The sequence below is a fragment of the Microbacterium karelineae genome, from assembly GCF_009745985.1.
In the GTDB taxonomy this organism is placed as follows: Bacteria; Actinomycetota; Actinomycetes; order Actinomycetales; family Microbacteriaceae; genus Microbacterium; species Microbacterium karelineae.
Genome location: NZ_WFIX01000175.1, coordinates 304784 through 329591 on the forward strand (window position 1 = coordinate 304784; position 24808 = coordinate 329591).

A 24808-nucleotide genomic window follows, 5' to 3' on the forward strand; every position below is an offset into this window, starting at 1 on the left:
CTGGAAAGGGGCACTCGCATGGCCCGCCGCCCCGCACCCCGCATCCAGTCCCGCGTCGACCGCGCCCGCCGAGTGAGGGCCGAGTTCGTGCCGAGCTCGGCCGCGACGCGTGAGCGCGGGTACACGACGGAGTCGGCGGAGTCGTGGTGGACGGACCTCACGAACGAGCCCACCCCGGAGGTGCGTTGGCCCGAGTCGGTCCAGGTGTTCGAGAACATGGTGCGCCAGGACGCGCAGGCGTCGAGCGTGCTCAGTGCGATCGCGACGCCGATCATGCGCACCGGATGGCGCATCGATGGAACGGGCTGCGACCCCGACGTTGTCGCGCACGTGTCGCGCGATCTCGGTCTGCCGATCGTCGGCGAGGAGAACCGCGTCCCGTCTAGCCGCATGCGCGGTCGCTTCTCGTGGACCGAGCACCTCGCCGTCGTCGTCCCGGACCACCTGCAGTTCGGTCACGCCGTCTTCGAGCAGGTCTACTACCGGCCCCGCCCGATCGACGAGGGCGGCGACGGCCTGTTCCACCTGCGCAAACTCGGCTACCGTCCCGCCCGCACGATCGCGGCCTGGAAGGTCGCAGCCGATGGCGGCCTCATCGGCGTGCAGCAGCACGCCATGCAGACCAGTGGCGGCCGCCTCACCGGTTACGTCTCGATCGACGGAACAACGCTCCCCGTCGACCGGCTCGTCGTCTACACCCACCGCCGCAAGGGCGGCAACTGGATCGGCGAGAGCGTGCTGCGCCCCGCGTACAAGAACGTGAAGCTCAAGGATCGCTTCCTCCGCATCGACGCGCAGGTCGTCGAACGCAACGGTCTCGGCATCCCCGTACACACCGCCGCGGACAACAAACCCGATTCGCTCGATGCCGGTCTCGACATCGCATCCGGTGTGCAGGCCGGCGACAACTCCGGAATCTCCCTCGCGAAGGACGCGAAGTTCGAACTCCTCGGCGTCACCGGCTCGCTCCCGAACATCCTCGAGAAGGTCAAGTACCACGACGAGCAGATCAGCCGCAGCGTGCTCGCGCACTTCCTCAATCTCGGCAGCCAGACCGGCAGCTGGGCACTCGGCGCCACGTTCGCGGACTTCTTCACCCTGAGCATTCAGGCCGTCGCCGAGAACATCCGCGAGACCGCCACGAGGCACATCGTCGAGGACCTCGTCGACATCAACTACGGGCCCGACGTCGCCGCTCCGCGCATCGTCTTCGACGAGATCGGATCCCGGCAGGAGTCGATCCTCGCGGCCATCGCGCAGCTCATCTCCGCCGGCGTCATCCACGGCGACGAAGACCTCGAGAAGTTCATCCGCTCCACGCTGGGCCTCCCGCCCGCCACCGCAGCCGCGCTCGTCGCGGACAAGACCGAGGAGTCCACCGATGGGTGAGAAGTTCGCGAACCGCTACTGGGGCAGCCGGACACCCGCAAAGTCGAAGGCGGAGTTCTTCGGCGCAGTCACGACGCCCGCCCCCTCCGGTGAGGGCGACATCGCGACGATCCGGATGTTCGGACCGATCGACAGCTGGGGCGGCTGGTGGGGCGTCTCGACGACCGACATCGGCCAGGTGCTCGACGAGCTCCCCGACACGGTCGTGCGGGTCATCCTCCGCATCAACAGCCCCGGCGGTGAGGTGAGCGAGGCAGTCGCGATCCTGAACATGCTCCGCGCGCACAAGTCATCCATCACGGCGGTCGTCGACGGTCTCGCCGCGTCGGCTGCGAGCGTGATCGCGGCGGGGTGCGACGAGACCGTGATGAGCCCAGGCACGCAGATGATGATCCACTCGCCGTGGTCCATCGCCGCCGGCAACGCCACCGAGCTGCGCAAGACCGCTGATGTGCTCGACAACTTCGAGTCGACGCTCATCGAGATCTACAGCGGCAAGGCCGGCGCCGACCACGACTGGCCGGGGCTGCTCGCCGAGGAGACGTGGCTCAACTCGCAGGCCGCCGTCGACCTCGGCCTCGCGGACCGCATCGCGGTCATCCCAGACGCCGGTGAGACCGCAACTCCCGGAGGCGACCCCGACGACGACAACGACGACGTCGAGGACACGACGGACATCCTCGTGGCCTCGATCATCCCGACCCCGGTCGCGTCCGCGTCCGGCACCCCAACAGGAAAGGAGACGGCCGTGGCCTTCAGCGACGACCAGCTCAACACCATGCGAGCCTCCCTCGGGCTCGCCGACGACGCGGACGAGACGGCGATCATGTCGGCCGTCACGGCCCGCCCGACCCCGCAGCTCCCGGACGGTGTCGTCACCATCGACGCCAGCGCGCTCGACGAGCTCCGCACGCAGGCTCAGGCCGGCGTCGAGGCCCGCGCGCACCAGAAGCGCGAGGAGCGCGACCGCTACATCGACAACGCGATCAGCCGTGGCAAGTTCGCCGCTGCTCGTCGCGACAACTTCGTCAAGCTCTACGACGCGGACCCCGAGGGCACCCGCGCCATCATCGACGAGCTCGCGGAGAACACCATCCCCGTCGCCGAGGCCGGCTTCGACGCAGACGGCGAGACCGTCGCCGCGGCCGACGACGCAGCCGTCGCCGCATTCGCCGCCCGCATGGGCTTCACGAACGGAGCACGCTGATGACCGGCTACCTGCCCAAGCACAACCCGGGCGCGGCGATCACCATCCCCGCGACCGCCGCCATCACCGGCGGACAGCTCGTCACTGCCGCTGGGGAGCCCGCCGGCGCCGACGCGACGACCGTCATCGGCGTTGCCGCACGCGACGTCACCACCGGCGAGAACGTCACCGTCTACAGCGGCGGCGTCCAGCGCCTCGTCGCCTCCGCCGCGATCGCCCAGGGCGACCTCGTCAAGGCTGCCGCCGACGGACAGATCGCCGTCTACACGGCCGGCACCGACAGCACCGACACGCTCCTCGGCGTCGCGCTCGCCGCGGCCGCGCTGGGTGAGCTCGCCACCGTCAAGTTCCTGCGCTGAGAGAGAGACCTTCATGCCTACCTACGCACCCACCGTTCCGAGTCTCGACGGGAGCAAGCTCACCGTCGACTACCTGATGAAGAGCCCGCTGATCGTGCAGCGCCTCGTGCGCAGCATCGCCGAGCAGCGCCTCATCGGCGGTCACATCCTCACCGGCCGCGTCGACATGACCGGATCCGGCGCGGCCGTGTACGAGGTCGACGACCCGATCATGGTCGACGACGATCCCGAGGCCGTCGACGAGCTCGCCGAGTACAAGCTCGTCGACGACGCTGACGGAGACCCGCAGCTCGCCGAGGCGATCAACCGCGGGTTCGCTTCGCGCATCTCCGACAAGAACGTCTCGCGCAACCGCCTCGACGTCGTGGCACGCAAGCTTCGTCGCATGGCCAACCGCGCGGTGTTCCACTTCGACTCGCTCGTCATGTCGGCCGTCGGATCGTCCGTCACGCAGACGCAGGCCGCGGCTGCTGCGTGGAGCACCACCGGTGCCGACCAGTTCTTGGACCTGCTCCTGTCGGGCGCGACGATCGACGAGCAGAACGAGGGCTACGTCGCGAACACGGTCGTCGCCCGCCCCGAGAAGTGGGCGCGCCTGGTCGCCTCGATCGCGAAGACCTTCGCCGGAGCGGTCGGAACGCCCGACATCATCGGCAAGGGCAACGTGCTCGAGGTCGCCGGTCTCACCCTCCTCAAGTCGACCAACCTCCCCACGTCGACCGACGTGATGGTGCTCGACAACACGGCGCTCGGGTCGATCGGCTTCGAGCGTCTCGGCGGCGGCTACCTCGGCGAGGTGTCGGATCCGCTCGGCATCGAGACCAAGCAGTTCCGTCTCGAGGACCGCGACGGCTGGCAGGTCCAGGTGCGCAAGTCCGGCGTGCCGATGGTCCAGGAGCCGCGCGCTGCGGTGAAGGTGACGGGCGTCTGATGGCGCGCCGCAAGCCCACCGGCGAGTACGTCGGCAAGGAGGCTCTCACTCTCGTCCGCCGCAAGGACGGCAAGATCTCGTACGTCTACAAGGGCGACCCGGTCCCGGCCGGCGTCGACGACGACGAGCTGCTGCGCCTGCTCGACGATGGCTTCATCGTCGAGACCAAGAAGCAGAAGGCGACCCCTGCGAGCTCGACCGGGTCGAAGCCCGCCAGCACGCCGTCCTCGGGCGGCGGAGGCAGCACACCTGCGTCGGACGACGGAGGCGGCTCGCCCGCGTCGGACGGCGGCGGCGCATCCGCCGGCGGCGACACCAAGTAGGGACCCAGACGATGAAGCAGACGTACATCACGAACGTCCGCACCGTCGTCCGCGTGGACGGCGTGTGCCGCACGGTCGAGCCGTCCACGCACCTCCCGAACGGTGTCGCCGAGGCGGAGATCGAGCGCCTGCTGCGCTTCTCCGTCATCCGCGTCGCCGCGTCGGCGCCGACCCTCACGTCGGCCAAGACGACGGTGAAGCGCGCCAGCAAGAAGACGACGACCGACGAGTCGTCGACGACCGAGGAGTAGATCCGATGGCCCTGACGGGGATTGCCGGCGAGGTCACCGAGGCGATGGTCGGCGTGCTGCTCAAGGAACGTCCGGTGGACATCCTCGAGTACGAGTACGGCGATCCGCCGACGTCGATCTTCGAGGCGACGGTGCAGCAGATCGCTGCCGAGGTGATCCCCGTCACGGGCCCGGATCCGCAAGGATCCACCCGCGCGCTCGCTATCCAGTGCATCGCATACGGCGTCGCGTCGAACATCGAGTACGCCGAGTTCCCGGAGCAGCAGGGCGCCGGCGATCTCGGTCGCGGGTACTTCCTCAAGCGCAAGTTCGACGACCTCCTCAGCCGACTCGCCTCGCTGTCGAAGGATGGCAGCGCCGGCGGGTCGGTGAGTCGGGCTCGGTTCCCGGCACCGCGCCCGTACCCGGATCCGTTCCGGTGCTGATGGCGACCGTGCACATCGTGTGCGGGCCGCCGTGCGCTGGGAAGTCGACCTACGTCGCCGAGCACGCCGAGCCTGACGACGTTGTCCTCGACTGGGACGGCATCGTCACCGACCTCGGATTCCCGCCACGGCATCACCATGTCGACAAGTCGCTGCTGCCGGTGGTGATGGACGAGTGGCGCAGACGTCTCGCCGACGCGACAGCGGGCGACGGTGTCGTGTGGGTCATTCGTGCGAAGCCGCGCCGCGAAGTGCAGTCTCTCGCGCGCTCGCTCAAGGCCGACGTGATGGAGATCACCGCGCCGCTTCCGGTGCTCCTCGAGCGGGCGGCCGCGCGGCCGCACCCGGCGGAGCATCGACGTCTCATCCTCGCCTGGCACCGCCGGCGGGGCCTCCGCACCCAGTAGGGAGCCGCCATGGCGACGAAGAAGCCCAAGGGGCCCGAGACGAAACTGAGCGCCGAGCTCAACACGACGCTCGGCGCGAAGGTCCTCGCGGAGGCTGCGAAGCGTCTCGACGACCGGCCGCGGCTGCTCTCGCAGGTCAGCGGCTTCGCGCAGAAGTGGGAACAGGAAGTGTTCTCATCCGAGGGTGCCGTCGCCGGCAAGCGGTGGAAGCCGCTGGCCGCGTCCACGTCAGGCAAGGCTCTCGTGCGCACGGGGGAGCTGCTCCGATCCCTCACCGGCGCCCCCCGTCTCAAGAAGGCATCGGTCGATCTGACCGCCCCCGCGTATGCAGAGCACCTCAAGAAGGGTCGCTACGCGCCGAAATCAAAGGCGGGCACGGGGCGCCGTGGTGAGTGGTCGGGGCTCGGCGGGTCGATGCCTCGACGCAATCCTGCGCCGCGGCCGCCCGCGAAGCGCCTGGCGATTCTCACGAGCGAGCTGCTCGGCATGGTCACCCCGAGGGACTACACATGACCGTCATCGGTGGCGACGACATCGTCAGGGGCCTCGAGGCTCAACTTCGCGCGAACGTGCCCGCAGTGATCACGCTGCTCGGACTCACGGATCTCGGCGAAATCCAGACGTGGCAGATCGTCCCGGACGTGGACGCGATCGCCGCAGCCAAGCTGCCCGCGATCGCGATCGTCAGCCCCCGCGTGTCCGCTCAGCCGCAGCGCTCGAACAGCGAGTACTCGGCCGAGTGGCAGGTGTCGGTCGGTGTCTTCGCACGTGGCGACGATCACGAGCACACCCAGACGCAGATCCAGCAGTGGGCGAAGGTCGTCCGCGCCTCGGCGCTGATGACCCCGTCTCTGCCGGGAACCAAGATCCGGATCCGATGGGCCGGCGAAGAGTACGACCTCCTCCCGAACAAGAAGGACGCGCGCACGATCGCGGGCGCCGAGGTCATGTTCGACGCGTCCGTCGAGAAGGCGATCGACCTGACGGCGCTGCGAAATGACCCCCTCCTCATCTCTGTCCATCCAGACGTACAACCCAACTAAGGAGACCCCCTCATGGTGCGTCCTCAGGTAACTGTCAACATCAGCGGGGAGCTCCCTGTCGCCTCGCTGCCGACCGAGACCGGCACGCTGTTCTTCGTGTACGCCGGCCCGACTGGCCCGCTCACGCCGACACGCGTGACCTCGGTCGCGGAGGCCGAAGCCGCTGACGTCCCCACGGCGACCGCGCTGTGGATCGGCGACGCGCTCACGCAGGGCGCGCCGGAAGTGATCGTCGTGCGCGCGGAAGCGGTCGACCCCGGAGCGGTGACCGAGACGGAGTGGAACGTCGCTCTCGACCTCCTCACCCCGTCGCACGGTCCCGGTCAGGTCGCGACGCCCGGCGTCGCCGACACGGCCGCGTACACCGCGCTCCTCGCACACGTCGACGCGAACCCGCACCGGGTGGCGTTCCTGGACGTCGGTGAGGGTGACGACGCGACGACGATCTCGACCGCGGCCGCCGCGATCGCTGCGACCGCCGGAGCCGAGCGCGCCGGCGTGTTCGGCCCGTGGGTGTCCGTCCCCGGTTCCGGTTCGGCTCGCACCGTGCCCGCATCGGTGATCGCCGCCGGTCTCGCCGCTCGCGGCGACGCGACCGTCGGCAACTCGAACAACGCCCCGATCTTCGATCAGGGCCGCGGCGCCGGATCCGTCTCGGGCGCTCTCGGCGTCGTCACCGACTTCGGCGACACGGACGTCGACACGCTTTACGACGCCGGCGTCAACGTCTTCCGCGACGTGCTCGGCGTCGTCACGCTCACCGGCTGGAAGTCGGTCGGCACGGATCCCGTGTGGCGGCAGCTGAACATCGGCCGCCTCACCATGGAGGTCTCGGCGCGCATCTCGGCGCTCATGTACCAGTACCTCGGTTCGCCGATCGATGGCCAGGGCATCCTCCTGTCGCAGGTCGAGGGCGACATCGCCGGATACCTCCTCGACCTGTACACCGCCGACGCTCTGTTCGGCGCCACCGCCGACGACGCGTTCACGGTCATCGCCGACTTCTCGAACAACACGCCCACCACCATCGCCAACGGCGAGGTGCACGCCGACGTCGCGATTACGGCCTCGACCGCGGCCGAGCAGATCGTCATCAACGTCGTCACCTCGCTCGCGAGCTGACCGGAAAGGACACACAGAACCATGGGAACGAACTCTCAGGCGATCGTCTCCGTCAACCTCGACGGCGACTCGCTCGGCATCTGGGACACCCGGTCCGGCGGCGAGTCCACCGCGGCCGTCAACAAGTACCGCCCCGGCGGGTCCAAGAAGCAGGTCGTGGACGCCGGCCGCCCCGACATCAGCGATCTCACCGTCACACGACGCTGGGTCGTCGACCGTGACGTCAACGTCGAGAAGCGCCTCCGCAACCGCGTGGGCGTCGGCGTCGTCAAGGTCACCGAGCAGCCGACCGACGTCGACGGCGTCCGCTACGGCAAGGCCCGCACGTGGAAGGGGCGCGTCTCGAGCGTCTCCTCGGGTGACGTCGACTCGAACTCCGACGACGTCCGCATGATCACCCTCACGATCGTCTGCTGGGCCACCGCATGAGCGGTTTCGAGCACGACGACATCCACGTCGGCGAGACCCCGGCCGCGCCGACGTCCGGCCTCGCCGCACTTCGCACCCAGCGCGCGAAGATCAAGCAGAAGCTCCACCTCGACCTGCTCGTCCCTCGATACGACGAGCCGGTGTACGTGCGCTACATGCCACCCACCAAGGCGCAGATCAACCGCGTCAGCGACCGCGCCACGAAGTCCCGCGACAAGGACGCGCTCGCCGAGGCGATGCTGCTCGCGGAGTGCTGCCTCGGCGTCTTCCAGAAGGACGACGACGGTAAGCCGATCGGCGACCCCGACGACTGGCCGAAGTTCGACAAGGACCTCGCCGAGTACCTCGGCGAGCCGAGTCTCGACCGCGCGGCCGACGTGGTGCGGGCTTTGTTCTTCACGGACGGCGACATCATCGCCCAGGCCGCTGCGCTCACGAGCTGGGCGGGCTACGCCGAGGCGCAGGCAGTGGAGGACTACGAGGGAAACTGACCGGCCACCCGGCCGTACGCGCGGCCGCGGTGGCTTCCGTCTACGGCTGGGACCCGCTCGCGTTCCTCGCTCTCGAGGAGGACGACTTCCGGCTGGCGAATCTCATCGTCAGCGAGCAGTCGCGCCTCGAGGAGGAACGCGAGCGGGGCCGCCTCGACTACCTCGCGTCCAAGACTGCGTCGCTGACCGCGCAGTCGATCACGAAATGGCTCGGGAAGCATCTGCCGAAGATGCTTCACCTGCGCCACTGAGACGGAGGTGTCCGCGTGGCTGGAAAGGGCGTTGTCCTCCTCACGTTCCGCACGTCGGGCACAACGACGGCGGCGAAGAAGGCTCGCGAGGTCGGGACCAGTCTCGACAAGACGAGCACGAAGGCCGCCGGCGGCGTCAAGAAGCTCTCGCGTTTCGCGGGTGGGCTCGACGGCATCGTCGGCAGCGCGCTCCCCGTGCGCACCGGGCTCGGGTCGCTCTCGAGCGGTCTCGACGGGTTCGCCGACAACCTCGGCAAGAGCGGCTCGAAGATGGCCGGCTGGAAGGTCGCTGCCGCCGGTGTCGCTGCTGGACTCACGCTCGCGGCTGGCGCCTCGACGGCAGCGCTCTACAAGGTCGGCAAGGCGTTCGACGAGGTCGAGGATACGATCCGCGTCGGGACCGGTGCATCGGGGGAGGCCCTCGACGGGCTCGTCGGCAGTGCGAAGAACGTCGCCAACCGGGTGCCTGCTGACCTCAGCCAGATCGCCCCCGTCGTCGCCGACCTGAACACTCGCATGGGCCTGTCGGGCAACACCCTCGACACGGTCGCGTCGCAGTACCTCGAGGCGGGGCGGCTCCTCAAGCAGGACGTCGACATCCAGAGCACGTCGGCCGCCTTCACCGCGTTCAAGATCGAAGGCGACTCGGTCGTCGGCGCGATGGATTCCCTCTTCCAGGTGTCGCAGGCCACCGGTGTCGGGATGAATGAGCTCGCGAACGGGATCGCTCAGAACGCGCCGGCGCTGCAGCAGGTCGGCTTCGGATTCGAGGACAGCATCAGCCTGCTCGGCTCGCTCGACAAGGCCGGTCTGAACTCGCAGTCGATCCTCTCGGGCATGTCTCGCGGACTGGTCACGCTCGCGAAGGACGGCGAGCAGCCACAGGACGCGTTCAAGCGAGTCACGGCGGAGGTGCAGGGCTTCGTCGACAAGGGCGACCAGGCGGCTGCGCTCGATCTCGCAGGCAAGGTGTTCGGCACGCGCGGCGCGACGCAGTTCGTGGGCGCGCTCGAGTCAGGCGTCCTCAGCATGGACGACCTGATGGCCGCCACCGGAGCGACCGGCGACACAATCCTCGGCCTCGCTGAGGAGACGGCCAGCGCAGGCGAGTCCTGGAAGATCATCAAGAACAACGCCCTCACGGCTCTCGAGCCGATCGGTACGGCGATCTTCGACCTCACCAGTGGGGCGATGGCCGGTCTCGCGTCGAAGGCGCAGGAGCTGTCGCCGATCATCAGCGACGGGATCGGGAAGGCAGCGCGCTGGTTCAAGCGGCTCGGCGACACCATCTGGCCGATCATCAGCCCGGTGCTCGAGCTGTGGACGGCGTTCTCACCGCTGTCGCTGATCTTCTCGGCGCTCGAGCCGGTGCTGCCGCAGCTCGCCGAGACGTTCGGCCTGCTGGCCTCGGTCATCGGAGGCACGCTGTCGCGCGTCCTCCCCGACATCGTCGCCGCAGCCGCGCCCGTCGCTGAGATGCTGTCCGGCGCGCTCGCAGACGCCGCGATCATGCTGATGCCGATCGTCACCGAGGTCGCACAGAGCCTCGCCGGCGCACTGGGTACGGCACTCGTGGCCGTGGCGCCTCTGTTGTCGATGCTCGCCGAGGTCGCGGGCCAGGTGCTGATGATGGTCATGCCGCTCATCCCGCCGATCCTCGATCTCGGGCTGGCGTTCATGCCGATCATCACCAGCCTGATCCCGATCGTCGGAGCGCTCCTGCCTCCGCTGATTGACCTGCTGATGGCAGTGCTGCCGGTCGTGGTGGAACTCACGATGCCGATCACGGAACTCGCCGTCGGCGCGATCGGCCTCCTCGTCGGCTGGCTCGAAACGGCCGTCAACTGGATCTCGATCGGCATCGGGTGGATCTCCGACCTCGTGACGGGATCCGGCACGGCCCGGGACCAGCTGCTGTTCGTCTGGGAGGCGGTCAAATGGGGCTTCTCCAAGGTGTGGGAGTGGATCGACTCGAAGGTGTTCAAGCCGTTCCGTGACGGGATCGACCTCATCGTGCTCGGCTTCGAGGTAGGTTCCGACGCGATCGCGGTGGCCTGGGAGGGCATCAAGCTCGCAGCCGCAAAGCCGATCAACTTCGTCCTCGACACGGTCTGGAACAACGGCATCCGCTCGTTCTGGAACGACGTCGTCGGCACGCTCGGGCTCGACGATCTCGTCCTGCCGGAGGCACCCCTGGTGAAGTTCGCCGAGGGCGGCGTGATGCCCGGCTACACGCCAGGTCGGGACGTGCACAAGTTCTACTCGCCGACGGGTGGGCTCCTCGAGCTCAGCGGTGGCGAGGCGATCATGCGCCCGGAGTTCACGCGTGCTGTCGGTGGCCCGTCTGGCGTCGACCGTCTCAACGCGCTCGCCCGTCAGGGACAGTCGTTCGCGGACGGCGGCGTGTGGGGCGCGATCGGTGACTTCGGCGAGGGCATCTGGGAGACGGTCACCTCGGCTGCGTCGATCGCGTGGAGCTTCATCTCCGACCCGGCCGGGGCGATCCAGGAGCACATCGTCGGCGGCATCATCCGTCCTCTCCTCGGTGACGGCGGCAACATCTTCCAGAAGGCGATCGGCGAGCTGCCGATCATGCTCCTCGAGAAGATCGCCGGACTGTTCCCGTCCGCGTCCGCGTCCGCGCAGGGCTCGGCCGGGATGGGCTGGGAGGCAATGTGGGAGGTCGTCCGCAACGCCGACCCGAACCTGGTGATGACGTCGAACTACCGGCCCGGAGCGGTCACCGTCAACGGGGGCCAGTCGTACCACGCCCTCGGGCGTGCCATCGACCTGATCCCGGCCACGATGGAGACCTTCAACAAGGTCGCGGGCCTGTTCCCGAACGCGTCCGAGCTGATCTACACGCCTGCCGGATCCCGGCAGCTGCTCAATGGTCAGCCGTTCGCGGGGTGGAGCCCCGCCGTGCAGGCGCAGCACTACGACCACATCCACCTGGCGATGCATCAGGGTGGCGTCGTGCCGGCGCTCGCCAACGGTGGGCCCGTCCAGCCGGGCAGGCCGTACATCGTCGGCGACGGCGGGCAGCCCGAGCTGTTCGTGCCGGACTCGTCCGGCTACGTGTTCCCGGAGGTGCCGATGTTCACGGGCCAGTCGGCCGCGGACATCTCGGCAACGCTCGACGACGTCGATATCGAGGTCGGCCCCCGAGGTGACCGGACGATCGTCCGAGTCGTCACGCTCGACGGCCGCGTCCTCGGCGAGGCGGTCTTCGACGATGCCGCAGACGAGGAGGCCCGACTGTGAGTCGCGACCTCGACGTCTACCTCTCGCGTGCGATCCCGTCGCGGCCGTCCCTGCAGCTCAAGCTGATCGGCACGGACAAGCTCAGCGGCGGAGTCGGCGGATGGCAGGAGGTCTCGCGCAAGCTGCGCGAGCCGCTGCTCGTGTGGACGGAGCAGCCGCTGCGTACCTACACGCTGCCGCTGCGCTTCGACCGGTTCCTCCCGAACTGGGAGTACACGGTCGAGGGCGAGATCCGCGCACTACAGGACTGGGCATCGGCGGGGCGAGCTTCCTATCAGGAGTACGCCCCGCCGACCCTCGTCCGCGTCTCCGGCAACGTCCGCGTCCCGCTGTCGATCACGTGGGCGATCACGGGCCTCGACTGGGGCGAGTTCGTCACGAACGATCGGGGCGAGCGGATCCGGCAGGACGTCACCGTCACGCTCAAGGAGCGCGCCTACGCGCACGAGAAGGGCTATGCGGACGCGCTGCGACAGGCGCTCGGCGACTAGGAGGCGGGGCTCGTGAAGGCGAAGCTCATCTCGATCACTGGCCCGACCGGCCCCCGCCTCGACCTCGTGTCGGCCGCGTCGTCGGCGCGCGTGCGCACCACGATCACGGGCGCCTCGACGCTGCAGGTGCGCCTCCCCAAGGACCAGCTCACCGCAGCGCTCGATACCGCGCTGACCGCGGAAGCGGCGGGCCGCCGGTGGAGCCTCGCCGCGATCCGTCGTGCCGGCGACACCGTGCACCTCGTCTACGAGGACGCGGTGATCGCCGCCCTGCGCAACCAGACCGACCGCATCATGTGGCAGGTCGCACTCCCCGCCGCCGACATCATCACCCGCTTCTGCACCGAGGCCGGCGTGCCCGTCGACATCGATCCCGTCGTCGGTGAGGTACACATCGAAGGCGCCGGCCGATCCCTCCTCGCCGAGACAGACTCGTGGCGCGAGATCTCCGCGCTCGCCGCACGGATCGGCGGCCGGGCGTTCTCGGACGGGCGTCGCCTCATCGTCGCCCGCGACATCGCTCGCCTCGCCGGTGACGCCGTGAGGATCACCAGCTCACGCGGCCGGGTGCGCAGCGATATCGACTTCGCCCTCGACCGCGGACAGGTCGAGGCGCGCGCGACCTTCACCGTCGACACCGAATGGGACGTCGAGGCCGGCCACCCGGTGGACCTCCACGGGACTGGCCCGGCCGACGGCCGTTGGCTTGTCGCGGAGTGGACCAGAGACCTGCCGCTTGCCGGCACCGGCCGCGTGCGGCTGACCCGACCACGCACGATCGGAGAGTGACATGCCCTGGGAGCAGCTGCCCGTCCCTGTCGACGAGGGGACGATCATCCGGGAGATCCTCACCGGCCTGTCGGAGAAGATCCCTGGATGGGTGCCGAGCGAGGGCGCCCCAGAGGTCGCGCTCGCCGAGGAGGTCGGGTATCAGCTCGCGGTCGTGAACCGGGCCGCGGTGGCCGCGATCGATCACGCGGCCGCCGGCATCGCGGCCGCGTTCGGCTTCGAGCCAGTCGACGGCATCAAGGCAGTGCTACCGCAGGTGACGCTCACGGCGCAGCTCCCGCCATCGGCAGGGACGGCACCGTTCGACCGAGCCGTGACGGTGCCGGCCGGCTTCACGGTCACGGTCGGTCAGCAGCCATTCCTCGTGCCCGAGCAGATCACCCTCGTCGCCTCGTTCACCGAGGTCACATCGGGAGACTTCACGGGCTACTGGCGCGGCGACATCTCAGTCGACTTCCTCGCTCTCGACGTCGGCGACGAGTGGAACACCGGCGAGCTCGGCGAGAAGGCGACGATCCAGACCGTCTCGCCGATCATCGTCACGGCAACGCTGACGGCGCCGGCCACGGGCGGCGTCGGCGCGGAGACCCTGCCCGCATTCCTCACCCGATTCACCGCCTGGCTCGCGACGCTCAAGCCGGGCGGCGTGCGGGCCGAGGACCTCGCCCGGTTCGCGGCGACCGTCGAAGGCACTCAGCGCGCGCTCGCGCTCGACCGCTACGACCCGAACGACCCGGGCACGCCGGCGGATCGCACCGTCACGATCATTCCCGTCACTGCGACGGGCGCCGACCTCGACTCGTTCGCGCGCGACCGCCTGCTCGCCGAGCTCGAGGGCATCCGCGAGGTCGGCTTCGTCTTCAACCTGATCGACCCGAACAGGACCGCGGTCGCTGTCGACGTGACAGTCACCGTCGCGACCGGTCACGAGGCGACCGCCGTGCAGGCAGCCGTCGACGCGGCCATCACCGACGCGCTCTCTCCCGCGGTGTGGGGGACGGCCGACGGGGATCCCGCGACGTGGGTCGAGGCCGACACGCTCCGCACGCTCGACGTCGCCGTCGTCGTCGCGACCGTGCCCGGCGTCGCATCCATCGACGGCATCACCCTCGACGGTGGTGCCGCCGACATCGCGCTCACGACCCCTGGTGCCCTCATCGACGCGTCGATCACGGTGACCGCATCATGATCGCCACCCGCGTCCTCGCCGGGCTCGGCGCGTCGTTCCGCAGGCATGCAGGTGAGCACCTGTCGCCCCTTGTCGAGAGCCTCACCGGGGCCGTGGCCGAGACGGACGAGCTCGTCAGCCTCACACCGGACGGGTGGGCTGCCGCGTTCGACATTGACGGACCTCGCCCGGGATGGCTCGCGCAACTCGTCGGCATCGTCTCGGATCCGACGCTCACGACCGAGCAGCAGCGCGAGATCATCCGGACCCGCCCGAGCTGGTCGCGCGGCACGTACAAGGCGCTCGTCGCATCGATCAAGACCGGCCTCATCAACCTGCGGCGCGTCGTCGTCGACGAACGCGACACGGGCGCGTGGCACGCGACGATCAGCATCTACGAGTCGGACTTCGCATCCGGCACCACGCAGGCGACGATCATCGCGCTCGCCGAACGCCACCGCCCCGCCGGCGTCACGTTCGACTTCGTTTTCTACCCGCCGCACTCGTACGGGGACGCCGAGAACACGGCGGGCACCTACGACACCGCCGAGGCCACGGCGGGCACCTACGACACCGCCGAGGAGTAGACCGATGCCGACCGACACCAGCAAGGGCTTCCCATACCCGGAAGCCGCCGACCCCGACAAGCCGCGCCTCGACCTGCAGGCCCTCGCCGAGTTCCTCAACGCACTCCCCGGCGTCCGTACCGTCACCCAGTCGGAGCGCGACGTGCTCGTCGACCTGTGGCCGGGGATGCTGATCTTCAACTCGACCAACGGCCACCTCGAGATCAACAAGACCGGCACGGCCGGCGACTGGGAATGGGTCGTCGATTCGAAGCAGCCGATCCCGATCTCAGAGGGCGGTACGGGCCTCAACACCGCCCCGTCGATGTTCGTCCGTCTCGACACGATCACCGCCGATTCGCCGTTCCAGGCTTTCCCCCGCCCCGGCACGCAGGGCATCCTCCCGATCGACAAGGGCGGCACCGGCGACACGACCGACACGGACTTCGTCGCCGCGTTCGAGGCAGCCCTCTGACATGAGCGTCGACGACGTCATCCGACGGCGCCCACCAGCCGTGCCCCTCGAGCCCGTCAGCGGGATCGTCACGGCCGTCAGCGACGCCGGAATCCTCGTCACGCCGATCGGCCAGTCCACCGACCACCCGATCGGGCCATGCCGAGGCCCCCGCACGATCGACTCGACCCCGATCGCCCCCGGCATGCACGTGCTCGTCGTCTTCACGACGACAGGCCCGTGGATCGTCTCCGTCGACGGATAGGAACCGACATGGCAGTCACCCTCCGCCTCCCACTCGAAGTCAGCCAGACCGGCACTCTCCGCACTCTCACCCAGGACAGCCCCGCCGACCTCGTCCAGTCGATCCGCTCACTCCTCTCCACACCCAGAGGAGAGCGCACCGCACTCCCGGACTACGGCATCGTCGACCAGCTCGGCGCCGTCGACATCGACGCCGGCGACATCGCCCAAGCGATCGTCGACTGGGAGCCCCGCGTCCAAGAACCCCGCATCACCGAGATCGCCACCGCGCTCGCCGCGGGGGCGTCGTTGTCGACGATCACCGTCGTCGTCTGAAAGGAGCCGCGATGAGCCTCACCACCCGCATCAGCGATCTCGCGACGCGCATCGGCCAGGAGTTCAAGGCCCGATTCGGCCCGAATATCGGCTCCTACGGGACGGTCATGGTCAAGGAGAGCGGTGTGACCGTGTCGGGGGTCACCGGTCGCAAGGTCGGCGGACTCCTCGACCTGCACGCGACCGTGTCCGGCGTGACCATACCGGCAGGTGGCTCGGTCGTCGTGGGCACGCTCCTGACTGACTACCGTCCGTGGTCGTTGGCGTACGGCAGCCTCCTCATGTCCGGCGGTTCGTCCGACGGATATGTCCGCGCAGCTGGCAACGGTGAGCTCAGGATCTACAACACCTCAACGACGGACTACACAACAGCGACCCTCCACCTGACGTACCCGACGTCGTAGAACGCGCGATCTCGAGCCGTCCCGACCGGGACGGCTTTTCTCATGCCCGAACACGAGGAGCAGTGATGTCGAAACAGGACCGCGAGGCCGAGGTGCTGGCGCTGCAGAAGCGCGCACTCGACCCGGACGACGAGTATGACGGATCCGACGCGATGGTCCGTCCCGACGGCGACCGCGGGGAGGCGGACTGATGAGCAGCGTCTACACCGAGACTCGCCTCACGAGCGACCACAGCGCCCGCACGCGCGGCGTCGGCGGTGTGGTGTTGCATCACGGCGCGACGACGAGCGTCGACGTGATCATCGGCCTGATGATGCCCGGCGGTCGCACGGTGTCCGCGCACGCGGCGATCCAGGATGGCCGGATCGTGCAGACGGTCCCGTCGAACCGGCGCGCCTGGTCGCTCGGCGACGCGTACTGGGATTCGTGGGCGATGACGTGCGAGTGCGCGAACGACGCCGGCGCCCCTTCGTGGACGCTGAGCTCGGCGACGCACGAGTCGATCGCGCAGTGGGTCGCGTCCGCGGCGCAGGCGTTCGACTTCTACCCGCGCCGCGACGGACCGTCCGCGACGTGGACCGTGATCGGGCACCGCGAGGTGTACACGATCCACGGAGGCTCCTACGCGACGGCCTGCCCCGGCGGCATGGATCTCGCGTGGATCACCCGCCGCGCGCAGCAGATCCTCGGATCCGGCGACGGGCCCGGCGCGATCGGCGGCGGGGGAGGGTCGACTGAGCCGACGTGGGCCGGCTATCCGATCCGTGAGATTCAGGAGCGCCTCGGCGTGCACGGCTACGACACGGCCGTCGACGGGATCTACGGCCCCGACACCGAGCGGCAGGTGCGCGCCTTCCAGGCGGCGGCAGGTCTCGCCGTCGACGGCGACGTCGGACCCGCCACGTGGACCGCCCTCAAGAAGGACCCCGCGAAGCGTGACCCGGCGGCCCCGGCCGCGCCGAGCACGCCGAGCTCGCCGAAGGCGCCGGTGTTCCCGCTGCCGAGCGACTGGTACTTCGGTCCCGAGTCCGGCCCGCGCGAGTCCGTCAGCGGCCACCACGGCAACCGGCACGGCACCGCCGCCGAGATGCGCAAGCACCTGTGGCGCTTCCAGCAGCGCCTCGAGGATCGTGGCTGGCTGTTCCCGCTCCACGGATCCGATGGCCTCTACGGTGACGAGACGCGTGAGAACGTGGTCGCGTTCCAGCGCGAGAAGGGCCTCGCCGTCGACGGACTCATCGGCCCCGCCACGTGGAAGGCCGCCTGGGAAGCACCGGTGACGTGATGCCCGCCGGCATGAAGACGTTCGTCGCGATCGTCGGCCTCGTCGCGCTCGGCATGTCCGCCCTCGCGGTGTGGTCGGCCGTCCGCGCGATCGCGTTCTTCGCGTACGTGCTCGCGGTCGTCTTCGCTCACGGGGGTGCTGCCTGATGCCGGAGTGGATCACAGAACTGATCCCCGTCGCGCCGTGGCTCGCCGTCCTCGCCGGCGTCGTGTGGTTGGGCGTGAAGGCGCTACCGATCGTCCGGAAGGTCGGGCACCTCGTAGACGATCTCGCGGGCGAGCCCGCGCGACCCGGCGTGCCGGCCCGCCCGGGGCTGATGCAGCGCATGGAGACCGTCGAGCACCAGACACGCGAGATCCGCCATGAGGTGTTCCCGAACAGCGGGCAGAGCCTCCGCGACGAGGTGAACCGCCAAGGCGAGCACCTCCGCAGTCAGGGCGAGAAGCTCGACGTCGTCCTCGACTGGCAGACGAAGCACGAACAGAAGAGCGACGCGACCGTCGCGCGCATCGACAAGCTCGAGAAGGAGAGCGACCATGACAACTGGACCTGACACACCGAACGTCCCGGACCCCGCGGCGGCACCGACGATCCCCGGCCCTGTCCGCACGACCGCGTACGTCATCGGCCTCGTCGTCGGCGCCCTCGCGACATCGACGATCACGACCGCGGGTGCGCTGGCCTCCGCGGGCGCGATAGACGGCACGACCGGCCTCGTCGCCTCGGTGATCGCCGGTGGGATCGCATCCGTCGTCGGCACGATCGCCGGCGGCCTCGGCGTCGCGTACCGTCCGACCCGCCCGACAACGTGACCAGCGCCGTCGCTGAGATTCGCGCGCCGGTCCGATCCGTGTGATTCCGCGGGTATACGTCTGAACCGGCCCGGATTCGCGCGCCGCGCGGCAAGCATGATCTCGCCCCTCCTGGGTGAGCCCTCGACACCTCCACGGTGGCGGGCTCCCCGGGAGGGGCGATTCTTTGCATTCCAGGCGTCACACCATGTTGCATATGAGAGTAACGCTGTGTTACACTTAAGGGGTCGGGGAGGTTCCCCGACAGGAGGGAGGATCCGGTGGAGATCATCGGCCTCTTGACCGCCCTCATCAACATGGTGACGGCGATCATCCTCTGGCAGACCGCGAAGCGGAACCGCCGCAAGCGGGACTGACAGAGGCGGGGACCTGGAAGCCGCTAGCATCCAGGTCCCCGACCTCCCCACATCATACGAGGAGCACCATGGAAACGCTCGGATGGATCATCAGCATCGTCGCCCTCGCGGTGAGCGTCACGGCACTCGTCATCGCAGTACGTGGAGCACGGCGATGAACTACGAGGATCAGCTGCGCGACGCCGACCGCACGATCCGGAAGGCAACCGAGGGGCGAGACTCTGCGATCATCAGCGCCGCGGCCGCGGGCATGGCGAAGACGTCCATCGCAGAGATGGTCGGGCTCTCGCGCATGCAGGTGCACCGCATCGTCGCGGCGGCGGAGGCGAGCGATGCCCGCCCGATGCCGAAGACGATGGGCTACCGGATCACGGTCGAGACGGATGAGCGCTTCACGCTCGAGCGTGCCAGCGAGATTCAGGGCGCGCTCCTGCGGTACGCACCGCACGTCGTGCCGGGGGACCGGACGACGATCCTGCTCACGCTAGACACGATCTCGTCTGACCTGCAGCTCGCGGCCGCATCGGTGATTCGGGATGTTGAGGAGCGAGCGGGCGTCGATGTCGTTGCCTACCGAGTCGGCCCGTCGGCGGCCAGGCGCGACTAGGGGATCGAAGCTCAGTATCGTCCGCGATGCTGCCCGCCGGCGCTCTCGCGTCCGACCTCGATCCAGTTCGTCGCGCCGGGGATCTCCCAGAGCGCGTCGACGAGCGGCCGCACGAGTGGGTCGTTCTCATGGAAGCCGGCCCACGTGCCTGCGACCTTCGCGAGGATGTCACCGCGGCCGCCTGCGAGGCGCTGCAGCTCGTGCACGAGCACCTCGGGCATGGTCGTGTATTGCTCGCGGCTGATCGTCGCGGAGAGGGCGATGTCGAGGCGGGTGTCGTCGGTGAGGTGCTCGCGGGGCATGCACGGATCCTAGGCTGGGCGTCCGACACTCACAGGTCGACGATCCCGTCCCCGTCACCTGGGTGCTCGACGTGCGGCCACTCGATCCGGCGACCGCACGCGGGGCACTCGTCGCCACCCTCCTGCGGCCGCATCACGACGCGGCAGTCTGGGCAGTGGGGCTGCGCGGCGACGTCGAGATCATCCATGGGGAGAGGCTACGCGGCGAGGCGCGGACCGTCGACGTCACCAGCGGTCATGCATCAGTCCTCCCCCCACATTGGCTCCTCGCGCGCGTTCACCCGCACATCCTCGACGTCTTCTGCCGCATCCGTCGTCGCAGGTTGCGCTCGCCGCGGGTGCAGCGGGGGAGTGGTGGAAGGGCGTTCAAACCAGTCGTCGGAGAGCTCGTGCGCTTTCTCCGCGTGGACGGTGATCTGCGCGGCGATCAAGCTGCCTTTGACCTTGAGCCAGGCGGCCGTGGCCTGTCCCTGGTCTGCGAGGTGTCGGATGGTCGGCAGGAAATTCTCGCTCATGCTCGGCGTCATCTGACCCACCTGCTCTCCGTCGATGCGCACCTCGACGTACGCTTTCGGTTCCGCGCGCGCGGGAGTCGTGCGTTCCTCGACGAGCGTCCCGATGGCGAGACTCTCGCTGCTGGCGAGGTACTCGCCGATCACATCGAGGTGGTTCTCTTCACCGCTGACCTGGACGGCGCGGCCCCACGGCAGCAGGCTGTACGGGCTCTCGGGCGGGTTGTTCGTCGGCGCGAGCATCCCAGGAGGATTGAGCGCGAGCGTGATTCGAGCGTGCCCTTTCACCTTGCCCGTGTCCCACGTCTCGCGCTGCGTGGTCCACACGCGTGCACGCGTCACGGGGGCGACGCCGGCCGCGACGAGCTGCGCGAGCGGCTCGTGATAGTCGGCGGCGTTCTCCCGCTCGAGGTATCCGACGTGCTCGCCATTGATGAGCACCATGACGGCATTCGAGTCGTACTTGTTCGTCGGCTCGGGGAGTAGCTCAGCGGCTACGGATTCGAGTTCGATCTCTTCGTCGACGCGAGGGCGCCGGCCGATGGCTCGCCAGAGCGCGTCGATGCGAGCGAACTCGCCAGCGACTTCGACAGATGGCCACCCATCGGATCCCATGAGCTCGTACGACATCTGCGGCCTCGCCTTTCGCTGACGAGGTGACCGCTTCGACGTCGCCGAAGTAGGCGCATGCATGTCGGCGGCAATTGGCGCGGCAGGGGCAGGCGCCCCGAGTGTGACAGCGCCTGGGGGCGGAAGCTCCTGCCCGGCGGTGCTCGAGGAACGGCGGTTGGGCTCTGGCTTCACGAGTGCGAAGAAGTAGACGAACGCGGCCACGATCACGATCCAGATGAGCCACGGCCCCGCGGCCGGGATGCTCCCGAGCAGGCTGGCGGTGATGACGGTGAGGATCCAGAACAGCCAGGCGGGCATGCCGAGGGGATAGCGCTTCATGCCCGGGAGCATACCGAGTACCCGGGAAGGACTGCGACGAGTAATGGAATCGTCCGTGCGGCGAGTTCGGCGTCGCGGGCGGAACCTGCACCTGCTCGCCGACCGAGGTGCGCCGGTACGCGAGCAAGATCTCGGGGCCGCTGCTCGACCGGGTCGACATCGACCTGCGGATGCGCCGGGTCTCGCGCCTCGACGACGGCGGATCCGGCGTGTCGAGCCAGGAGGCTCGGGGGCGAGTGCGCGCCGCCCGCGAGCGCGCGGCGGCGCGGCTCGCCGAGACGCCATGGCGCACGAACGCCGACGCGAGCGGATCCTGGCTGCGCGATGGCCCCTGCGCTCTGAGCGGACCGGCGCGGCAGACCCTCGACGGCGCCCTGCATCGGGGGCTGATCACGCTGCGCGCCTACGACCGCGTGCTGCGCGTCGCGTGGACGATCGCCGACCTCGCGGGGCGCGCGGCGCCGAACCCGACGGACGTCGGCCGAGCGCTCTTCCTCAAGAAGGGGGTGTCAGCATGAGCCGCCCGCCGCTGATCGCGCCCGCCGCCCTCGACGCCGCCCGCGCGTGGCTCGGCGAGGAGCGGCAGCCCGAACGCGTCGCCCGCGTCGCCTGGTCGGTGCTCATCGAGCCGGGTGACCGCGTCGCGGGCGAGCGGATCGCGCGACTCGGCGCGGCGGGCGCCCTCGATGGTCTCGCGGAGGCGGCGCGCGGAGGAGACCGCGAGCTCGCGCAGGCCGTCGACCGCTGGCGCTCCCGCTGGGATCCCGCGCTCGTCACGGCCGCGATCGCCGAGGGCGCCCGCCGCGAGATGCGGCTCCTCGTGCCCGGCGATGCAGCGTGGCCGGAGGCGTTCGACGTTCTCGGCCCCCACGCGCCCGTCGCGCTCTGGGTGCGCGGGGATCCCGCGGCCCTCGTCGGCGCAGCGACGATCGGGATGGTGGGGGCGCGCGCCGCGACCCCATACGGCGAGCACGTCGCCGCCGATATCGCGGGCGATCTCGCGGCGGGTGGCGCGACGATCGTGTCGGGCGCCGCCTACGGCATCGACGGGGCCGCCCACAGGGCGGCGCTCAGCGCGGGTGGGCGCACGGTCGCCTTCGTCGCGGGCGGCGCCGACCGCGTGTACCCCGCCGGCCACGCGAACCTCTTCGCCCAGATCGCCGAGACGGGCGCGGTCATCGCCGAGTGCCCGCCCGGCACCACGCCCACGCGGTGGCGATTCCTCGCGCGCAACCGGCTGATCGCCGCCGTCTCCGACGCCACGATCGTGGTCGAGGCGGGCGCGCGCAGCGGCAGCATCAACACGGCCTCGCACGCCGCGTCGCTCGGACGGCCTCTCGGGGCCGTTCCCGGGCCCGTCACGAGCTCCACTTCGGCGGGGTGTCACCGGGTGCTGCGCGAATACGACGCCGTCTGCGTGACGAGCGCCGACGACGTGCGCGAGCTGATCGGCGCCGCGGGCGAGCCCTCGCTGCCGGCGTACGAGTCAGCCGAGGCCGTGCGCGTCGCCGATGCGCTCTCGCGCCGCGTCCCGCGCGATGTCGACGCCATCGCGCGCCGCAGCGGCCTCGCACCAGCCGACGTCATCGCGACGCTCGGCCTGCTCGGCCTGCAGGGCACCGCCGAGGCACAGCCGGACGGATGGGTGTCGACCGTGTGAGGCGCGCGCCCACCACGACCCCTCGGTCTCGGGCAGGCCAGCCGCCTTCGTCGTGCACTCGATCAGCCGCGGCGCGCCGCGGGGGTGCGCGCCGTGCGCCCGCGGCATCCTGAGATCATGCTCCTGTCCCAGGCATCCCACGCGTTCACGGCGCATCTCGCCGAGGTGCGCCGGCTGTCGCCTGCGACGGCGCGGGCGTATGCGGCCGACCTCGCGGATCTCGCCGGCGCGATCGGCGACATCGAGCTGCACGAGATCGACCTGGAGCACCTGCGGGACTGGCTGTGGCGGGCGTCGCAGCGCGGCGACGCGCGGTCGACTCTCGCGCGCCGCACCTCCTCGGCCCGGGGGTTGTTCCGGTGGGCGCTCGACGCTGGGCACGTCGACGCGGATCCGAGCCTGCGGCTCGTGACGCCGAAGCGCGGGCGCACGCTGCCGAAGGTCGCGAACGCCGGCGGGCTGGACGAGATGCTCGCCCGCGCGGCGGTCGCAGCGGGGGAGGGCGACCCCCTCGCGCTGCGCGACCACGCGATCCTCGAGCTGCTGTACGCGTCGGGGATCCGCGTGTCCGAGCTCTGCGGCCTCGACGTCGACGACCTCGAGCTCGGCCGCGCGACGGCCCGCGTCCTCGGCAAGGGATCCAAGGAGCGCGTCGTGCCGTACGGCGCGCCTGCGCGGCGCGCGATCGAGGCGTTCCTGACCCGCGGCCGGCCCGCGCTCGCGGCGCGCGCCGACGCGGCGACGCCCGCCGCGTTCCTCGGCGCGCGCGGGGGGCGGATCGGGCCGCGCACCGTGTACGACCTCGTCGCCCGCACCGTCGGCCCGATCGTCGGTTCCTCCGCCGTCGGTCCGCACGCGCTGCGCCACTCGGCCGCGACGCACCTGCTCGACGGAGGGGCCGACCTGCGCGCGGTGCAGGAGCTGCTCGGACACGCGAGCCTCGGCACGACGCAGGTTTACACACACGTCTCGAGCGAGCGGCTCAGCGCCGCCTATCGCCTCGCCCATCCGCGCGCCTGAGCCTCCGTGCCTGATCCTCGCCCGCGTCGCGCGAGGCGAGCCGCGCAGCCAGGCGTTCCGAGGAGAGGCGGATTCACCGAGAGTCCCGCCGTAGCTCGGATTCGGCCTAGTGCCGACCGATCGGCCTCATCTCGGAGCGCCCCACCGCAGTCCAGGCATCTCCGCGCCTCAGCAGCAGGGGAGGAGGACCGGGCGCTCGAGCGCCCCGAGCAGCCCGAGTGGGTCGATGTACTCGCCGTCGAGGCGCGCGCCGAGGTGCAGCGCGCCGGGCGGAGTGTGTCCACCAGAGGCGAGCGTGCCGACGACGGACCCGCGCGCGACCGGATCCCCGGCGGACAGCTCGCTGTCGACGGGCTCGAGCGTCGACACGAGGCCGCCGCCGTGGTCGATCGTGATCAGGGGGCGGTCGACGACCGTGCCTCGGAACGCGACGACGCCGTCGTCGGGCGCGACCACGTGCTCCCCGGAGACCGCGATGTCGACGCCCCGGTGGCCGGGGCCGTATTCGTGCGACGGACGCTCGAACGGAGCGATCACCTGCGCGACGCCGCCCGGCCAGACCCAGCGGGGCCGCGCGTCCGGCGAGGCGAGCGCGGGCGCCGGAGCCGCGCACAGCGCGGCGAGGGCGAGGGCGGCGAGAACGGCGAGGAGGCGGGTGAGTCGGCATCGCATACGGCCACGGTGGCGGATCCGCCGCCGCGGTGTGGGTCGCAGCCTCGCGATTGTGGATGGATATCGCGGATCCGCCGAATGTGGACACGCTGAGTCCCGCGTCCGCGCGCGGATCGCGGCGGATCATGCTGTTACACTGGAACCCGCATCCCGGCCTCCGGGATGACTTCGCGTGCCTCAGCGACTCACGTCGTGTCTGCGCTCCCTCCGGTCCCTCCTCGCGAGGGTGGGAGTGCGTCGGGCACCAGGCTCGCCAGCGCATCGCTGGCATCTCAACCGCAGACGGCG

36 protein-coding genes and 1 pseudogene are annotated in these 24808 nt (G+C 69.9%); 33 read left to right on the top strand and 4 right to left on the bottom strand.

Annotation, left to right across the window (positions count from 1 at the left end; translation table 11 throughout):
- Positions 1-18: 18 nt before the first annotated feature.
- The 29 genes from GB932_RS04805 to GB932_RS04935 all read left to right on the top strand — a co-directional run bounded on the left by GB932_RS04805 (position 19) and on the right by GB932_RS04935 (position 19403).
- The gene (locus GB932_RS04805; protein WP_197517305.1) at positions 19-1389 is read left to right on the top strand and encodes a phage portal protein family protein; all 1371 of its coding nucleotides are present in this window, start codon (positions 19-21) and stop codon (positions 1387-1389) included.
- Positions 1382-2596, top strand: coding sequence for a head maturation protease, ClpP-related (locus tag GB932_RS04810; RefSeq protein WP_156759550.1), 1215 nt, complete (start codon positions 1382-1384; stop codon positions 2594-2596). Before GB932_RS04805 ends, GB932_RS04810 begins: the two co-directional genes overlap by 8 nt.
- The gene (locus GB932_RS04815) at positions 2596-2955 is read left to right on the top strand and encodes a capsid cement protein (protein WP_156759551.1); all 360 of its coding nucleotides are present in this window, start codon (positions 2596-2598) and stop codon (positions 2953-2955) included. The genes GB932_RS04810 and GB932_RS04815 overlap by 1 nt, the downstream gene beginning before the upstream one ends.
- Positions 2956-2968: 13 nt before the next feature.
- Positions 2969-3886, top strand: a complete 918-nt coding sequence (locus GB932_RS04820; RefSeq protein ID WP_156759552.1) for a phage major capsid protein — start codon at positions 2969-2971, stop codon at positions 3884-3886.
- On the top strand, positions 3886-4209 hold the full coding sequence (locus GB932_RS04825; RefSeq protein ID WP_156759553.1) for a hypothetical protein: 324 nt from the start codon (positions 3886-3888) through the stop codon (positions 4207-4209). The genes GB932_RS04820 and GB932_RS04825 overlap by 1 nt, the downstream gene beginning before the upstream one ends.
- 11 nt (positions 4210-4220) lie before the next feature.
- Positions 4221-4460 carry a hypothetical protein gene (locus tag GB932_RS04830; protein WP_156759554.1) on the top strand — a complete coding sequence of 80 codons (240 nt, stop codon included), beginning with the start codon at positions 4221-4223 and terminating at the stop codon, positions 4458-4460.
- A 5-nt stretch (positions 4461-4465) separates the two neighbouring features.
- Positions 4466-4885: a hypothetical protein gene (locus tag GB932_RS04835; protein ID WP_156759555.1), complete on the top strand. Its 420-nt coding sequence runs from the start codon at positions 4466-4468 to the stop codon at positions 4883-4885.
- A complete protein-coding gene (locus GB932_RS04840) occupies positions 4885-5292 on the top strand; it encodes an AAA family ATPase (RefSeq protein WP_156759556.1) in 408 nt (135 codons plus the stop codon). Before GB932_RS04835 ends, GB932_RS04840 begins: the two co-directional genes overlap by 1 nt.
- A 9-nt stretch (positions 5293-5301) precedes the next feature.
- The gene (locus GB932_RS04845; RefSeq protein ID WP_156759557.1) at positions 5302-5805 is read left to right on the top strand and encodes a hypothetical protein; all 504 of its coding nucleotides are present in this window, start codon (positions 5302-5304) and stop codon (positions 5803-5805) included.
- The gene (locus GB932_RS04850) at positions 5802-6335 is read left to right on the top strand and encodes a hypothetical protein (RefSeq protein ID WP_156759558.1); all 534 of its coding nucleotides are present in this window, start codon (positions 5802-5804) and stop codon (positions 6333-6335) included. The genes GB932_RS04845 and GB932_RS04850 overlap by 4 nt, the downstream gene beginning before the upstream one ends.
- A 12-nt stretch (positions 6336-6347) precedes the next feature.
- A complete protein-coding gene (locus tag GB932_RS04855) occupies positions 6348-7457 on the top strand; it encodes a phage tail sheath subtilisin-like domain-containing protein (protein WP_156759559.1) in 1110 nt (369 codons plus the stop codon).
- 21 nt (positions 7458-7478) lie between these two features.
- A complete protein-coding gene (locus GB932_RS04860) occupies positions 7479-7886 on the top strand; it encodes a hypothetical protein (RefSeq protein ID WP_156759560.1) in 408 nt (135 codons plus the stop codon).
- Positions 7883-8377 (top strand): hypothetical protein, encoded by a 495-nt coding sequence (locus GB932_RS04865; protein WP_156759561.1) that lies wholly within the window; start codon positions 7883-7885, stop codon positions 8375-8377. Before GB932_RS04860 ends, GB932_RS04865 begins: the two co-directional genes overlap by 4 nt.
- Positions 8378-8406: 29 nt before the next feature.
- On the top strand, positions 8407-8628 hold the full coding sequence (locus GB932_RS04870; RefSeq protein WP_156759562.1) for a hypothetical protein: 222 nt from the start codon (positions 8407-8409) through the stop codon (positions 8626-8628).
- Between the two features lie 15 nt (positions 8629-8643).
- Positions 8644-11892 (top strand): phage tail tape measure protein, encoded by a 3249-nt coding sequence (locus GB932_RS04875; RefSeq protein WP_156759563.1) that lies wholly within the window; start codon positions 8644-8646, stop codon positions 11890-11892.
- Positions 11889-12383: a hypothetical protein gene (locus GB932_RS04880; protein WP_156759564.1), complete on the top strand. Its 495-nt coding sequence runs from the start codon at positions 11889-11891 to the stop codon at positions 12381-12383. Before GB932_RS04875 ends, GB932_RS04880 begins: the two co-directional genes overlap by 4 nt.
- 12 nt (positions 12384-12395) lie before the next feature.
- On the top strand, positions 12396-13172 hold the full coding sequence (locus GB932_RS04885; protein WP_156759565.1) for a hypothetical protein: 777 nt from the start codon (positions 12396-12398) through the stop codon (positions 13170-13172).
- Position 13173: 1 nt separating this feature from the next.
- Complete coding sequence (locus GB932_RS04890; RefSeq protein WP_156759566.1) at positions 13174-14361, top strand: baseplate J/gp47 family protein; 1188 nt, start codon at positions 13174-13176, stop codon at positions 14359-14361.
- Complete coding sequence (locus tag GB932_RS04895; protein ID WP_156759567.1) at positions 14358-14927, top strand: hypothetical protein; 570 nt, start codon at positions 14358-14360, stop codon at positions 14925-14927. The genes GB932_RS04890 and GB932_RS04895 overlap by 4 nt, the downstream gene beginning before the upstream one ends.
- A gap of 4 nt (positions 14928-14931) precedes the next feature.
- A complete protein-coding gene (locus tag GB932_RS04900) occupies positions 14932-15381 on the top strand; it encodes a hypothetical protein (RefSeq protein WP_156759568.1) in 450 nt (149 codons plus the stop codon).
- Position 15382: 1 nt separating this feature from the next.
- A complete protein-coding gene (locus GB932_RS04905) occupies positions 15383-15625 on the top strand; it encodes a hypothetical protein (RefSeq protein WP_156759569.1) in 243 nt (80 codons plus the stop codon).
- 8 nt (positions 15626-15633) lie between these two features.
- Positions 15634-15939 carry a GPW/gp25 family protein gene (locus GB932_RS04910; RefSeq protein ID WP_197517306.1) on the top strand — a complete coding sequence of 102 codons (306 nt, stop codon included), beginning with the start codon at positions 15634-15636 and terminating at the stop codon, positions 15937-15939.
- Between the two features lie 11 nt (positions 15940-15950).
- Positions 15951-16343: a hypothetical protein gene (locus tag GB932_RS04915; protein WP_156759571.1), complete on the top strand. Its 393-nt coding sequence runs from the start codon at positions 15951-15953 to the stop codon at positions 16341-16343.
- Positions 16344-16408: 65 nt separating this feature from the next.
- A complete protein-coding gene (locus tag GB932_RS19570) occupies positions 16409-16534 on the top strand; it encodes a hypothetical protein (protein WP_306769931.1) in 126 nt (41 codons plus the stop codon).
- On the top strand, positions 16534-17628 hold the full coding sequence (locus tag GB932_RS04920; protein ID WP_156759572.1) for a peptidoglycan recognition protein family protein: 1095 nt from the start codon (positions 16534-16536) through the stop codon (positions 17626-17628). The genes GB932_RS19570 and GB932_RS04920 overlap by 1 nt, the downstream gene beginning before the upstream one ends.
- Positions 17629-17639: 11 nt before the next feature.
- Positions 17640-17774 carry a hypothetical protein gene (locus GB932_RS19575; protein WP_306769932.1) on the top strand — a complete coding sequence of 45 codons (135 nt, stop codon included), beginning with the start codon at positions 17640-17642 and terminating at the stop codon, positions 17772-17774.
- The gene (locus GB932_RS04925) at positions 17774-18181 is read left to right on the top strand and encodes a hypothetical protein (RefSeq protein WP_156759573.1); all 408 of its coding nucleotides are present in this window, start codon (positions 17774-17776) and stop codon (positions 18179-18181) included. The genes GB932_RS19575 and GB932_RS04925 overlap by 1 nt, the downstream gene beginning before the upstream one ends.
- Positions 18165-18440, top strand: coding sequence for a hypothetical protein (locus GB932_RS04930; RefSeq protein WP_156759574.1), 276 nt, complete (start codon positions 18165-18167; stop codon positions 18438-18440). Before GB932_RS04925 ends, GB932_RS04930 begins: the two co-directional genes overlap by 17 nt.
- A gap of 510 nt (positions 18441-18950) precedes the next feature.
- A complete protein-coding gene (locus tag GB932_RS04935; RefSeq protein ID WP_156759575.1) occupies positions 18951-19403 on the top strand; it encodes a hypothetical protein in 453 nt (150 codons plus the stop codon).
- 11 nt (positions 19404-19414) lie between these two features.
- On the opposite strand, the gene GB932_RS04940 is transcribed toward GB932_RS04935, so the two are convergent.
- Genes GB932_RS04940 through GB932_RS04950 form a run of 3 tightly spaced genes read right to left on the bottom strand, consistent with a single transcriptional unit; the run spans position 19415 to position 21168 of the window.
- A complete protein-coding gene (locus GB932_RS04940) occupies positions 19415-19705 on the bottom strand; it encodes a hypothetical protein (RefSeq protein WP_156759576.1) in 291 nt (96 codons plus the stop codon).
- A 29-nt stretch (positions 19706-19734) separates the two neighbouring features.
- Positions 19735-19893, bottom strand: a complete 159-nt coding sequence (locus GB932_RS04945; RefSeq protein ID WP_156759577.1) for a hypothetical protein — start codon at positions 19891-19893, stop codon at positions 19735-19737.
- Positions 19894-19947: 54 nt separating this feature from the next.
- On the bottom strand, positions 19948-21168 hold the full coding sequence (locus GB932_RS04950) for an HIRAN domain-containing protein (RefSeq protein ID WP_156759578.1): 1221 nt from the start codon (positions 21166-21168) through the stop codon (positions 19948-19950).
- A gap of 65 nt (positions 21169-21233) precedes the next feature.
- Between GB932_RS04950 and GB932_RS19580 the strand changes: the two are divergent.
- From GB932_RS19580 to GB932_RS04965, 4 genes and pseudogenes are all read left to right on the top strand, one after another.
- Positions 21234-21341, top strand: a pseudogene (locus tag GB932_RS19580) (ATP-binding protein); the annotation flags it as partial.
- Positions 21339-21686 carry a magnesium chelatase subunit ChlI family protein gene (locus GB932_RS04955; protein ID WP_306769936.1) on the top strand — a complete coding sequence of 116 codons (348 nt, stop codon included), beginning with the start codon at positions 21339-21341 and terminating at the stop codon, positions 21684-21686. The pseudogene GB932_RS19580 and the gene GB932_RS04955, both read left to right, overlap by 3 nt.
- Positions 21683-22828: a DNA-processing protein DprA gene (dprA, locus tag GB932_RS04960; RefSeq protein ID WP_156759580.1), complete on the top strand. Its 1146-nt coding sequence runs from the start codon at positions 21683-21685 to the stop codon at positions 22826-22828. Before GB932_RS04955 ends, dprA begins: the two co-directional genes overlap by 4 nt.
- A gap of 117 nt (positions 22829-22945) precedes the next feature.
- On the top strand, positions 22946-23848 hold the full coding sequence (locus GB932_RS04965) for a tyrosine recombinase XerC (protein ID WP_156759581.1): 903 nt from the start codon (positions 22946-22948) through the stop codon (positions 23846-23848).
- Positions 23849-24016: 168 nt separating this feature from the next.
- On the opposite strand, the gene GB932_RS04970 is transcribed toward GB932_RS04965, so the two are convergent.
- A complete protein-coding gene (locus GB932_RS04970) occupies positions 24017-24520 on the bottom strand; it encodes a murein hydrolase activator EnvC family protein (protein ID WP_156759582.1) in 504 nt (167 codons plus the stop codon).
- Positions 24521-24808: the final 288 nt, after the last annotated feature.